Raw genomic sequence first — 12,749 nt, forward strand, 5'->3', positions numbered from 1 at the left:
CTGCCGAACGATTGTAGATTCTGAAGGATTCCCCCGCATGACAGACCTTTCCCCTCGCCATGACTGGACCCGGGATGAAATCGCCGCATTGTATACGCAACCGCTTGATACGCTGATGGCGCAGGCCCTGTCCGTGAAGCAGGCGAACTGGCCGGATGGGAAAGTTCAGAAGTCCCAATTGCTATCCATCAAGACAGGCGGCTGCGCTGAGAATTGCGGATATTGCAGCCAGTCCGCCCATTTCGACACCGGGCTTGAAGCGTCAAAACTGATGCCACTGGACGAGGTCGTGTCGGCTGCGCGCCGGGCGAAAGAGAATGGTGCGGATCGGTTCTGCATGGGCGCGGCATGGCGCAGTCTGAAGGATCGCGATGTGCCAAAAGTCGCCGCCATGATCGAGGCTGTGAAGGCCGAAGGGCTGGAGACCTGCGTCACGCTGGGCATGCTGGATGATGGTCAGGCCGAGACGCTGAAATCAGCTGGTCTGGATTACTACAATCACAATCTCGATACATCGCCCGAATACTACGGGAATGTCGTGTCAACGCGCACCTATGACGACCGTCTCGAAACGCTGGGCCGTGCGCGCGAAGCGGGCCTCAAGCTGTGTTGCGGCGGCATTCTGGGAATGGGCGAAAGCCGTAAGGACCGGATCGGCCTGATCCATGAATTGTCAAAACTGACACCTCATCCCGAAAGCGTGCCGGTGAACATGCTGGTGCCCATCGAAGGAACGCCTCTTGGCGACAGCCCGGCGATTTCGGTTATCGAGATGGCGCGTGCAATCGCCGTTTGTCGCATTGTGTTCCCGAAGAGCTGGGTTCGCCTGTCCGCAGGCCGCGAGGGCATGACCGATGAAGGTCAGGCGCTCTGCCTGTTGGCGGGAGCGAATTCCATCTTTGTGGGGGACCGTTTGCTGACCACCGACAATCCGGAAATGGATGAGGACGCTGCCCTGATGGGCAAGATGGGCATGGAAGCCACTCCGCGCGAGGACATGGAATCCCCTGCGAAGCGGACCACCCTGATCGGGGCGTGACCCGCTAGCGGGTCTGGCCACCGTCCACAGGAACGATCGCGCCTGTGATGAAGCTGGCGACGGGGCTGAGCAGGAAGGCAGCGGCGGATCCGATTTCTTCCGGTCTGCCGAATCGCTGGAGTGGCACTTCGCGCTTGATCCAGCGTTTCCAGGCGTCGCCGCGGTCGCCATTGATGCGCTCTTCCCATTCGCCATCCGGGAAGATGATGTTGCCGGGTGCAATGGCGTTGATACGCACATTGTTGCGACCGGACACCCGGGCGAGTTCCTTGGTCAGGTGATTCATCGCGGCTTTCGACGTGCCATAGGTAAGCGGCGTGCCGAGCCCGGTGAGGCCGGCGATGGAAGAGATCATCAGGATTGAGCCTTCGCCGCGAGGATCCATCCGTCGAAGGGCCGAGCGGGCGAGGAAGAATGCCGAATCCAGATTCTGGGAAATGCCTGCGTCCCAGGTTGAGTCATCAACCTCGAATCCCGGAGGGCAGGGGTGGAGGCCGACATTCGCGACGGCGCCCCATAGCTCGCCGAGTTCGTTCTCGATCGTGTCGATCATCGTCTCGACAGTGCGCGAGTCTCTGAGATCTCCCGCGCGGGCCCAGACATTGTCTTCGCCATACACCGCGGCAAGGCGCGCGCGTTCCTGTTCAAGTTTTTCCTCGCCGCGCGCTGCCAAGGCAACTTTCGCCCCTTCGGCCAGCAAAGCTTCTGCGATGCCCAGTCCGATGCCGCGGCTGGCGCCAGCAATGAAGATGGTCTTCCCCTTCAAGCCCAGATCCATGGTGTTTTCTCCCTGTTTTTGTGTGCTGCGCAGATTACGGGCTGGCGTCGCAATGAAAATCCCCGCCCTAGAGGAAGGCGGGGAGGGGTAGGCGCGCGGCTCTTGCTCAATTGGCCTGGCGGAAGCGGACATTTACGCTTTCGTCGAGGCGGGGAGTGCGTCCGGTCACGCGCTTCACAATTCGCTCCCGCGCAGGGAAGAAGCCGATCCGCTCCAGCACGGGATTGGTGTAATTGGTGATGACGCAATAATGCGTATCCTTGCCCATGCGATGGTGCGCGGCGTGATGCTGGAAGGACTGGGCCAGGCCCGTTTTCTGAAGGGCTGTGATCAGCTTTCCGTTTTCTTTCGGACTGCGATGCGCCGCGCGGTGAAACTCGTTCGATAACGCCCCGAACAAGACGGCTGAGCCGGTGAACAGGTTAAGCGTATCCGTTGCCCAGAAGCCGACCAGGAACAGGGCACCTATCACGAGCACTTCCCGGTTTCGCGACAGGAATGAGCCCTTCAAAAATGCACGCGGGCGGAAATGGTGCTCCTGGTTGGCGCGGATTGCGTGTCCGAGGACGGGCCATTTCGGGTTCCCATAGCGATCTTCGAACCAGTGAATAATCCCTGAGACAAAATCAGCGAGCAGTAGCCCGCCAAAAATGGAAGCTACGGATTTGAAAGCTGTAACGACAATCGTGACCGGCATGGGCCATCTCCTTCTTGCTGTCGAACTAGGATAGCTGGGGTTAGCGAGTAAGCGTTTGCTAACTAAATGCGGCCAGAATGCGGCAAGTAAGGAAATGATCACTTATTTCTTGCGTTCGTAAGTCCCGTTTAAGGCCCTCAGTCTCGCAAGGGTTTTCGCGTAATGACGAAAACGGCCCCGATTGCGATGAGGCCGAGTCCGAAACCCAGCATCCAGGGATTGCGATAGCCGAAGATAACAATGAGGCCGGCGGCAATGGACATGCCGATGAGGGCAGCAATCTTTGCTTCCCGCCCCATGGCTCCGGTCTCAATGAAGGCCTTGATGGTTGGTCCGACGCCGGGCTGTCGATAGATCCACTCGGCCCAAATGGGGTTGGACTTGGCGAAAGCGAGTGCGGCCACGATCCAGAAGATAGTGGTTGGCCATACCGGGATGGCCAGTCCAATCGCGCCGAGCACGAAGGCCAAACTTCCGATTGCGCGCCAAATCCACATACGGAACCAATTCCCCGCGCGCCACCAACTGGCAACCCCCAAATGCGGTGTTGGTCGCGGGATTGTGGTCGGAATTTGTAGAATTTTCTTTGATTTGACCCATTCGCGCCCTGTTCGCGCCGCGGCGAAGAGGTGTAAGAGTTGTAAGAAAGCTCAAAGGAGAGGGTTCCATGTCGTACTTCGTATCGGGCAAGCGGGGATTTGGTCGGACACTGGTTGCTGCCGTCTTGATCGCTGCGCTGGCGGCGTGCGGAGGGGACAAAGCTGACAAACCGTCTGACGTCGCCAGTGAGGAAGGGACGATTGTTACCCGGTCGCCGGCAGACAATGTTGCGGCTCGCCAGCGCGAACGTCGTCGTCAGGCCGCGCAGGCAGAAGCCGAGCAGGATTTCTCCTATTTCCGCTACCGTATCGACACGTCGACCGAACAACCTCTGGCCTGCTTTGTGTTTTCAGCGCCGCTTGATCCGGAGGCGGACTATTCGCCCTATGTCGAGTTTCGACCAGCCTTCCGCCCGGCGCTGAGCGTCGAGGGACGCGAACTTTGCGTGGGTGGCCTGACATTTGGATCGGAACGGTCGGCCACTCTGCTGTCTGGGCTTCCTGCCGCAGATGGGCGGACGTTGAAATCCGAAGAGACCGTGCCGATCGATTTTGCCGATCGACCACCCTATGTCGGCTTCAAGGGAGCAGGGGTGATCCTGCCGCGCGAAGATGCGGATGGTCTGCCGATCGAAACCGTGAATGTTGACGAAGTGGAAGTCACGGTCGCCCGCGTGAATGATCGCGCGCTGGCTTTCAAATCCATCTCTCAGGGGCGGACGAATGCTCAAGGCAGCTATGGATACACTTGGGGCGAAGACAATCCGGACGATGTTCAGGAAACACTGTTCACTGGACGCATGCCGATTGCGAACGAACAAAACGCACCGGTCATTTCGGTGTTTCCGTTGCAGGATGTCGTCGGCCCATTGGAGCCTGGCGCCTACTACGTGACTGTGAAGGACGCAGCCGATCTCAGCAGCGCTGAGCAGCCACCTGCCTCGTCGAGTCGCTGGATCATGATGACCGACCTTGCCATCACGGCGTATGAGGGCGGCAACGGGCTCGATATCACACTGCGATCCCTGCAGGATGGGCGACCTGTACCGGATACGACTGTGCAATTGGTCGCCCGCAACAATGATATTCTTGCCGAGGGACGCACAAACGAGGTTGGACGCATCGCCTTTGACGCGCCAATCACCAACGGGCAAGGCAATATGGAGCCGAAACTGATCCTGGCCTATAGCGCCAAGGGTGAGCTGGCCGTTCTGGATCTGACACGCGCTCCGGTCGATTTGTCAGAGTACGCCGTGGGCGGACGTCGTATATCCGGTGACATCGACGCTTATATGTATACCGAACGCGGCATCTATCGTCCCGGCGAAACGGTTCGCCTGACAGCCTTGCTGCGTGATCATACGGGCAAGGCGATTGAAGACCGCAGCGGCAATCTGGTGATCTATCGTCCGAATGGGCTGGTTGCAGAAAAGATCCGCTTTGATGATCCGGAGGGATCGGCCGTTGTTGAAGGGTATGAACTGGCGAAGGGCGCATCGCGCGGCCAGTGGCGCGCAACAGTCGAAATGGATGGCGTCTCGGGCGCATCCGGTTCGGTAAGTTTCTCGGTAGAGGATTTCGTGCCTCAGCGTATCGCAGTCGATCTGGATACGGACGAGGAGACACCGATCCTGCTGGGTGGAACGCGCGCAGTCGAGGTGGCTTCCCGCTTTCTCTACGGCGCACCCGGCGCGGGCCTTACCGTGAAGTCCGAAGCACGGATCGAAGCGCAGGCGAATCCATTCCCGGCTTTCAAGGGTTTCAAGTTCGGTCGTCATGACGAGAACTTCCGCGAACGCATTCTGGAAATGGATGATCGCACAACGGATGGGGCAGGGGTGACGACAGTCACGCTGGCACCTGGAAATGCCGGCAGCAATGCGGGCGTGCCACTGCGGATCAATACGGTTGTTAGCGTACTTGAGCCGGGCGGCCGGGCTGTGACGGAGAGCGTGCGTATTCCGTATCGTCCGGAACGGCTCTATGTCGGTCTCAAGCCCGGGTTTGAGTATTCGGTCGAGGAAGGCCAGGACGCGGCTTATGAAGTCGTGGCCATGAACGAGAAAGGCCAGGCGATTGCCCAGCGCCTGAACTGGAAATTGCTTGCCATCGACTACCATTATGACTGGTACCGCGATGGGGATCGCTGGCGCTGGCGTCGGTCCCGTACGGTGACCAAGGTCAATGAGGGAATTGTCACGACGCCAGAAGGCGGCAGCGCAGAGATCCGCGTTTCGGGTCTGGACTGGGGCAGCCACGAATTGGTGGTTGAGGGCACTGATGCAAATGCGTCTGCAGCCTCCAGTGATGATTTCTATGTTGGCTGGGGCGGCGGTGTCTCGGAAGATGGTGCGGAAGCGCCGGATCGTGTCCGAATCATCGGCCCTGAGAAAGCACCGTCGGCAGGCCAGAGCGCTGACATCACCATTGTGCCGCCTTATGAAGGTCAGGCCCAAGTCGTGGTAGCGACAGACCGTATTCTGTCGGTTCAGAATTTTTCCGTCAGCGAGCAGGGAACGAATGTCACCTTGCCGGTTACTGATGAATGGGGCGAAGGCGCCTATGTCATGGTCTCGGTCTATACCGAGCGCGACCCGATCCTGCGGGCGAAGCCGCGCCGCGCTGTGGGTGTCACCCACATCCCCGTTGATATGGGAGAGCGTACATTTGAACTGACGCTGAATGCGCCAGAAATTGCACGCCCGGTTGGCGAACAGGTTGTCGAGGTCGAGTTTGATGGTGGCCCGCGTGAGCCGGTCTTCCTGACGCTGGCGGCTGTGGATGAGGGCATCCTCAGCCTGACGAAATTCAAGAGCCCGGACCCTGTCAGCTACTATTACGGCAAGAAGGCGCTCGGTGTGGAGATGTATGACGACTATGGTCGCCTGCTTGATCCGAACATGGGGTTGCCAGCGGAAGTTCGCTCGGGCGGTGATCAACTTGGCGGCGAAGGACTTTCGGTGGTCCCCGTGAAGTCGGTTGCTCTGTTCTCCGGCCTCGTGGATGTAGGCCGGTCCGGCAGGACGAAAGTCCGTCTGGAACTGCCAGAGTTCAACGGTGAACTTCGCCTCATGGCTGTGGCGTGGTCACGCTCTGGACTTGGTTCGGCAGAGGCCAGCATGATCGTGCGCGAAAAAGCGCCGTCCGATCTGATCATGCCACGCTTCCTGGCACCGGGTGACGAGGCCCAGATCACGGCCAGTATCGACAATGTTGAAGTTGGCCCTGGCGCGTTTACCGCAGAGATCACTGCGGACGGCCCGGTTGATGTTGCCGACGGCAAGCTGACGCGGTCCCTGGCGACCGGTGTGCGCGCCGATGTGCCGGTGCGCGTCGATGCGACGTCGGAAGGGATTTCGACGGTACGTCTTGCAGTCAGTGGACCAAATGATTTCGAGACGGAGCGCTCCTACCAGATCCAGACGCGTTCGCCCTATCTGCCGGTCACGCGCATTAGCCGCGCGCTCATGGAACCGGGCGATACCTACACCGTGTCTGCCGATTTACTTGACGGATTGGTGCCGGGATCAGCGTCGGTGAGTGTTGGCTACTCGACGTTGCCTATGGACCCCGCGACGCTGTACGCTTCGCTTGATCGCTACCCTTATGGCTGTACGGAACAGACGACGAGCCGGGCCTTGCCCTTGCTCTATTCCGAGCAATTGATTGCAATGGGCGCACCTGAGCGCCGCGACGATCCGAAGACGCGTATCCAGACCGCAGTGAACACATTGTTGAACCGTCAGGGATCGGATGGAGCCTTCGGTCTGTGGCGGGAAGGGGATGGCTATGCGTCGCCCTGGCTTGGCGCATATGTGACCGATTTCGCCTATCGCGCAAAGCAGGCTGGATATGCAGTGCCGGATGAAGCGCTGGAGCGCGCCTATGGGGCACTTCGTGCGATATCGACCGGAGATTCCTGGCGCGTGTACGGCTACGACACGGATGTGTATGAGAGCCGCTATTCCAACGACACATCTGAAAAGATGATGCAACGCTCTGCCGCCTATGCGCTCTATGTGCTGGCCAAAGCAGGTAAGGCAGACATCTCTCGCCTGCGCTATCTGCATGATCGTGAGCTGTCGGAAATCGACAGCCCGCTGGCGCGTGCACATATTGGCGCGGGACTGGCGATGCTGGGTGATCGGTCACGTGCGGCATCGGCCTTTGCGGCAGCCGAGGAGGCGCTCGGCTATGAGAATACCGGCGATTATTATCAGACGCCTCTGCGTGACGAGACCGCGATCCTCGCACTCGCCTCCGAAGCCAACATGCTGGATGTCGTTGAACGTCTTGCCGCGAAGTTGAGTGAAGATGCGCCCGACCCGAGTGGTCTGACCACGCAGGAGAAAGCTTTCGCGCTGCTTGCAGTGGACGCCCTGAACAAGGGTGGCGATGGCTTCCGCCTGAAAGTCGAGGGACTCGGCCGTGGCAATAACAATGACCGCCAGTATGCCCTGACCGAAGCACAGGCCGAGGAAGGCGTGACATTCACTCTTGAAGGCAAGGCGCCGATGTTCCGGACTGTAATGGTTTCTGGCTCGCCAGAAACTGCGCCGCCTGCCGCGACGTCGAAACTGAACGTCGACAAGAGCTTCTTCACGCTGACGGGTGGCCGCGTAAACCTGGCCCGCATCAGTCAGGGGGACCAACTGGTCGTGCGTCTGACTGTGTCGCCGCAGGAACGTCGCCTCAATCCGGTGATCGTGGCAGACCTTCTTCCCGCTGGCTTTGAAATTGAGTCGGTGTTGCGACCCGCAGACGGGCGTCGCCAGTATGGCAGCTCAGGGGCGTTTGCATTCCTCGGTGAGATCGCCAACGCGCAGACTGCGGAGGCTCAGGATGACCGGTTCGTGGCGGCGGTAGACGCTTACGCCCAACCTGTAACGCTGGCCTATGTGGTGCGAGCCGTCACGCCGGGCGAATTCGCGATGCCGGGCGTGGTGGCCGAAGACATGTACCGTCCGGAAGTGTTCGCACGGTCGCGGCCGGGCCGGGTGACGATCAGTGCCCAACCGGGGACAATGGGGGGCGGCCAGTAAGCCATGCTGACGCCACGGCGGATCGTCATCGCGATCGCCGCATTGTTTGCGGCGGTCGTGCTTGCGGACCATGTTCTGCCGCCACCATTGGAACGCGCCGGAGAGATTTCGGCGCTTGTCACGGATCGCGAGGGAAAGCCGCTGCGGGCTTTCCCGACTGATGATGGCCGTTGGCGGTTTCGCGGCGACCTGGACAAGATTGATCCTGAATTCATAGAGGCGCTGATCCGTGTTGAGGACAAGCGCTTCTACAGTCATCGCGGAACCGACTGGGCCGGGCTCATGCGCGCTGTGGTCGATTCAGCGAGGGCGGGCCGTGTAGTGTCCGGTGGCTCCACGATCACCATGCAGACCGCTCGCATGCTGGAGCCGCGGGATCGCAATGTAGGCTCCAAAATAATCGAGATTGCCCGTGCCTGGCAGATCGAGCGCCGATTATCCAAGGATGAAATTCTTGAACTCTACCTGACGCTGACCCCCTATGGAGGAAATCTGGAAGGGGTTCGCGCGGCTAGCTGGAGCTATTTCGGCCATGAAGCAGATCGTCTGTCTGATGATGAAATTGCATTACTGATTGCATTGCCGCAATCCCCTGAAGTACGCCGACCTGACCGCCGCCCAGAGCAGGCCAGAAAAGCGCGCTACTGGGTTGCGACCAAGCTAAATCGGTACGGCGTTTTCAGTGATGCGGACGTGGAGGAGGTGATGCTGTCCTCTGTGCCCACACGCCGGAGGGACTTTCCGATGCGTGCTTGGCACGGCACGGAGAAGGCGCTTTCGAGTGGCCCGCGCGAAGATGTGCAGTCCACACTGGATGCCGGGCTTCAGTCTGAACTTGAGGCGATCGCCCTGCGCAAGGCTGAAGCGGAAGGGACGGATGTACAGGTCTCCGCCATCGTGGTGCATATCCCCACGCGGGGCGTGCGGGCTCTGGTTGGGTCTGCGTCACGTGACAGGGCAGGGGGGTGGTTGGACCTGACAGCGCAGGCGCGATCTCCGGGATCGACACTGAAGCCTTTTGTCTACGCCATGGCGTTTGATGATGGGCAGGCGGCGCCGGATACGCGAATTGCCGATTTGCCAAAGCGGTTTGCGTCCTATCAGCCAGAGAATTTTGATCGCTTGTTTCGCGGCGACGTTCGCGTGTCGGACGCGCTTCAACATTCCCTGAATGTGCCTGCGGTTCTGATGCTGGACCGAGTGGGGCCAGAGCGCTTTGCGGCGCAACTCGCGCTGGCAGGTGCGCGCCCCCGGATCAGTGGCAGTGCCAGTCATGAAGCCGGGCTTGCCTTGGCGCTTGGTGGTGCTGGCCTGACGGCGCGGGAGCTTGCCGTGCTCTATTCGGCGCTTGGGGACGAAGGTGTGGCCAAGCCGCTGGTCTGGCGCGCCGACGGGGAAACGGCAAGTTTTGAGCGAACGGGGCGTAGGCTGGTCAGCGCGGAGAGTGCTTCAGACATCATCCGTATCCTGCAAAATGGTCCCATGCCTGAAGGGCGTATGCCGGGGCGCTTGACGGAAGGGGCGCCGCAAGTCGCTTTCAAGACAGGTACGTCCTATGGGTTCCGTGACAGCTGGGCCGCGGGTGTGTCCGGTGAGCATGCCATCGTGGTGTGGGTAGGCAGGGCGGACGGAGCGCCACGGCCCGGCAAGACCGGACGGACCACTGCTTTGCCCATTCTGTTTGAAATCGCAGATCGTACTGCACACCATTTGCGGGACGAGGGCGAGGCCCGCACGCGATTGACCACTCAGAGCAAAATTGAAACGCGTGGTGCGTTGCATGATTTTTCGCCTGCGGCGCCGCCTGAAATCCTGTTTCCGCCGGCCAATGCGGAATTATGGGCCGGCAGTGTGGATGCCAGTTCGGCCCGGCCTTTCGTCCTTGCGGGGCGAGGTGAGGGAAAGCTCAGCTGGTACATCGATGGCAGTCCGGCCGAGACCGACGATGCCGGTGCGCCCATCTGGAGGCCATCGCAGGCAGGGTTCTATACGGTCACAGCGGTTGACGGCAGCGGCCGGTCCAGCCTGGTTCGTGTCCGCGTTTTGACGGGGCCGTCGTGATGACACAACTGCGCACACGACTGACACCAATCGGCAACACGGCTGAAACACATTTCTGTCAACACTGCCTTTGCGGCCTTCACGGCGACGGGGGGACAGCCATATGAGGGACTGGAAGCGGCGTGTGGTTTTGCCGCGAGAGTTTAGAGTACCGGGTTCAGATATGCGTTTACCGTCCGCCCCCACATTGACCGTTGCTGCCGGCCTGGCCGCAATGGCGCTTGCCTTCTTTTCCAATGCTGGCGCTGAGAATCAGCCTGTTTCAGAGCCAAGCGCGAAACGCTTGTCGACCGCGATCTTTGCCGGGGGATGCTTCTGGTGTGTCGAGGCAGATTTCGACAAGGTTGAAGGCGTGTTTGATACGGTTTCCGGGTACACGGGTGGTGAGCTTGCCAATCCGACCTATGAACAGGTTTCAAAGGAAAACACCGGACATTATGAGGCGGTGAAAGTCACCTATGATCCGGACGTTGTGAGCTATGAAACGCTCGTCGATTTCTTCTTCCGGCATGTGGACCCAACCGATCCCTACGGACAGTTCTGCGACAAGGGCGACAGCTATCGAACAGCTGTGTTTGTTGCCACGGCGGATGAGCGCGCCATTGCGGAAGCCGAAATTGCCGAGATCGAAGAGTCCGAAATTCTGAAAGATCCTGTCGTTACACCGGTGCTCCAGGCGAGCACCTTCTGGCCAGCCGAAGGCTATCATCAGAATTATTACAAGAAGAACCCACTCAAGTACCGCTATTATCGCGCGTCATGTGGCCGTGATGGCCGGGTTAAGGATCTTTGGGGCAATAGCGCTTCGGATCACTGACCCGGAACAGGCGGGCAGGGGGGCGGCTTGAATTCGGTCTGTCCGTCAAATTTGGCTTCCCATTCCTGCGTGCGCTCCTGACGCGCATATCCCGTCCCGATATAGAGTTGAAACTCCCGAACGATGGGGCAGCCATTGCTGCGCGTGCCGAGTGGTATTGTTACCGCACCAACATGTTCGAAAGATCGGAAGTCACTGCGCAGCTTGGGTCGCATGCCGGAGTGAAGTGAGGCGACAAGAACCCGTTCGGCGAGGTCGCCTTCCAGCGGCTGGGCTTCGGAAAAGCTCTTCGGCCCCGCATAGCGTCGCCAGGAGATCATCGGCGTAGTCCGGTCACGGGCGTAATAGTCTAGCCCGTGCCATGCTTCGCGTTCATCCACGAGGACGGAACTTGCGTTGAATTCGTCAGCGCGGGCAAATACCTGCTCCGCTGCGGCGTCCCAGCCGCGTGTGCGTTTCAGCGCATTATCAAAGCCGAGCGCGGTCGTTGTCGATGCTGGCAATAGCGCGATCGTCATGAAGGTCGCCATCAGAACGCCATGTAGTGCGAGGCTGGTCCAGAGCAGGCCTGAGGGCGAGTGGCGCATGAAATGTCCGAAGCCAAGAATGGACACCGCGACAACCGAACCAATCAGCATGCGCGTGAGGAGCGACACGTCTGGCGCGAGCAGGAAAGCAAGGAAACTGACAGCGGCAATGATGTACCAAAGATTCCGGTTCGGCCTTGCGCGAGCGAGCCAAGCGGCAACCAGCACGCAGGCGGCCGGATAGGCGGTTGCTGCCCAATTCGCGTTTGCGCGAGACAGGACGGCTTGCCCGAGAATGATGAGCAGGACTGGCAGGATGAAACAGAGCAACCAGCGATCCCGACCCATGATGCCGTCATCTTCGCTGCGCATGATGAATATGCCGAAAAATAGTGCCAAGAAGCTGATCGGGCCGAATACGCCGAGTTGATCAACCAGGAAGGTGAGCGCATTTTCGGGATTTATAAGGTCACCACCGAGATTTGCATTGTCGACCGTATGGCTGACGGTCTTGAAATCGTTTGCCGCATTCCAGAGGAGGTGCGGCGCGAAGATGGCCGCTGCAATGCTGAGCGCGGCCAAGCCTTTAAACGATATCAGTGCGCGGCGACTCTGTTGATCAAGCAGCAGTACGAGCAAGGTGCCGATCGCGAAATACAGCATGGCGTATTTGGACAGGAAGCCAAATCCGACCGCTGCGCCAAGGCCAACTGCGCTGATCCAGCCACCATTCTCGTTTCGCAGCCTCCAGAGTGCCCACAAAGCAGCGCACCAGAAGGGCATCAGGACGCCATCTGTCGAGATGACGACGGAGGAGAGAATGACCGCCGGCATGAGTGCATAGCCAAGGCTGGCGAACATGCCCACGCGGTGGCCGTACATGTCGCGCGCAAGGAAGTAGATGAAGACTGCGCCAGCCGTGTGAAGGAAGGCCGCGGGCAGACGCACAGCCCATTCTGCATTGCCCAATACAGACGTGACCGCATGGATGACCCAGGCGATCATCGGAGGCTTGGAATAATAGCCCCATTCAAGAGTCTCACCCCAGCGCCAGTACTGGGCTTCGTCCGCATAGAGATTTAATGGTGAAATACCTGTGAACGTGACCCGCACCACAAGCAGCACCGCCAATGCAAAAAAGGTGGTTGCCTGCCAGCGACGTGACGAATCGAATCCTGCTGCGGTCATG

General features: G+C 59.6%; 8 protein-coding genes. 4 read left to right on the forward strand and 4 right to left on the reverse strand.

Annotated features, from left to right (window positions below):
- Positions 1 to 37 precede the first annotated feature (37 nt).
- Complete coding sequence (gene bioB / locus HF931_RS07235; RefSeq protein WP_273242752.1) at positions 38 to 1,039, forward strand: biotin synthase BioB; 1,002 nt, start codon at positions 38 to 40, stop codon at positions 1,037 to 1,039.
- Between the two features lie 4 nt (positions 1,040 to 1,043).
- On the opposite strand, the gene HF931_RS07240 is transcribed toward bioB, so the two are convergent.
- The 3 genes from HF931_RS07240 to HF931_RS07250 form a co-directional block, all read right to left on the reverse strand.
- Complete coding sequence (locus tag HF931_RS07240) at positions 1,044 to 1,817, reverse strand: SDR family NAD(P)-dependent oxidoreductase (RefSeq protein WP_273242754.1); 774 nt, start codon at positions 1,815 to 1,817, stop codon at positions 1,044 to 1,046.
- Between the two features lie 106 nt (positions 1,818 to 1,923).
- Entirely contained in the window at positions 1,924 to 2,514 is a 591-nt protein-coding gene (locus HF931_RS07245) for a fatty acid desaturase CarF family protein (protein WP_273242756.1), read from the reverse strand.
- 137 nt (positions 2,515 to 2,651) lie between these two features.
- Positions 2,652 to 3,011, reverse strand: coding sequence for a YbaN family protein (locus HF931_RS07250; protein ID WP_273242758.1), 360 nt, complete (start codon positions 3,009 to 3,011; stop codon positions 2,652 to 2,654).
- Positions 3,012 to 3,181: 170 nt separating this feature from the next.
- Here HF931_RS07250 and HF931_RS07255 point away from each other — a divergent pair, with 170 nt between their 5' ends.
- The 3 genes from HF931_RS07255 (at position 3,182) to msrA (ending at position 11,033) form a co-directional block, all read left to right on the forward strand.
- Positions 3,182 to 8,155, forward strand: coding sequence for an alpha-2-macroglobulin family protein (locus HF931_RS07255; protein ID WP_273242760.1), 4,974 nt, complete (start codon positions 3,182 to 3,184; stop codon positions 8,153 to 8,155).
- A 3-nt stretch (positions 8,156 to 8,158) separates the two neighbouring features.
- Positions 8,159 to 10,216: a penicillin-binding protein 1C gene (gene pbpC, locus HF931_RS07260; RefSeq protein WP_273242763.1), complete on the forward strand. Its 2,058-nt coding sequence runs from the start codon at positions 8,159 to 8,161 to the stop codon at positions 10,214 to 10,216.
- Positions 10,217 to 10,379: 163 nt separating this feature from the next.
- Positions 10,380 to 11,033 carry a peptide-methionine (S)-S-oxide reductase MsrA gene (gene msrA, locus HF931_RS07265; protein ID WP_273242765.1) on the forward strand — a complete coding sequence of 218 codons (654 nt, stop codon included), beginning with the start codon at positions 10,380 to 10,382 and terminating at the stop codon, positions 11,031 to 11,033.
- Here msrA and HF931_RS07270 read toward each other — a convergent pair.
- Positions 11,027 to 12,748 carry an ArnT family glycosyltransferase gene (locus HF931_RS07270; RefSeq protein WP_273242767.1) on the reverse strand — a complete coding sequence of 574 codons (1,722 nt, stop codon included), beginning with the start codon at positions 12,746 to 12,748 and terminating at the stop codon, positions 11,027 to 11,029. The genes msrA and HF931_RS07270 overlap by 7 nt on opposite strands.
- Between the last annotated feature and the right edge of the window lies 1 nt (position 12,749).

This window comes from Hyphomonas atlantica corrig. (assembly GCF_017795365.1).
Lineage (GTDB): Bacteria > Pseudomonadota > Alphaproteobacteria > Caulobacterales > Hyphomonadaceae > Hyphomonas > Hyphomonas atlantica.

What these genes read in the sequence shown, in the direction of transcription:
- bioB (WP_273242752.1), top strand. Translation starts at nt 38, where the DNA reads ATGACAGACCTTTCCCCTCGCCATGACTGGACCCGGGATGAAATCGCC.
- HF931_RS07240 (WP_273242754.1), bottom strand. Translation starts at nt 1,817, where the DNA reads ATGGATCTGGGCTTGAAGGGGAAGACCATCTTCATTGCTGGCGCCAGC.
- HF931_RS07245 (WP_273242756.1), bottom strand. Translation starts at nt 2,514, where the DNA reads ATGCCGGTCACGATTGTCGTTACAGCTTTCAAATCCGTAGCTTCCATT.
- HF931_RS07250 (WP_273242758.1), bottom strand. Translation starts at nt 3,011, where the DNA reads ATGTGGATTTGGCGCGCAATCGGAAGTTTGGCCTTCGTGCTCGGCGCG.
- HF931_RS07255 (WP_273242760.1), top strand. Translation starts at nt 3,182, where the DNA reads ATGTCGTACTTCGTATCGGGCAAGCGGGGATTTGGTCGGACACTGGTT.
- pbpC (WP_273242763.1), top strand. Translation starts at nt 8,159, where the DNA reads ATGCTGACGCCACGGCGGATCGTCATCGCGATCGCCGCATTGTTTGCG.
- msrA (WP_273242765.1), top strand. Translation starts at nt 10,380, where the DNA reads ATGCGTTTACCGTCCGCCCCCACATTGACCGTTGCTGCCGGCCTGGCC.
- HF931_RS07270 (WP_273242767.1), bottom strand. Translation starts at nt 12,748, where the DNA reads ATGACCGCAGCAGGATTCGATTCGTCACGTCGCTGGCAGGCAACCACC.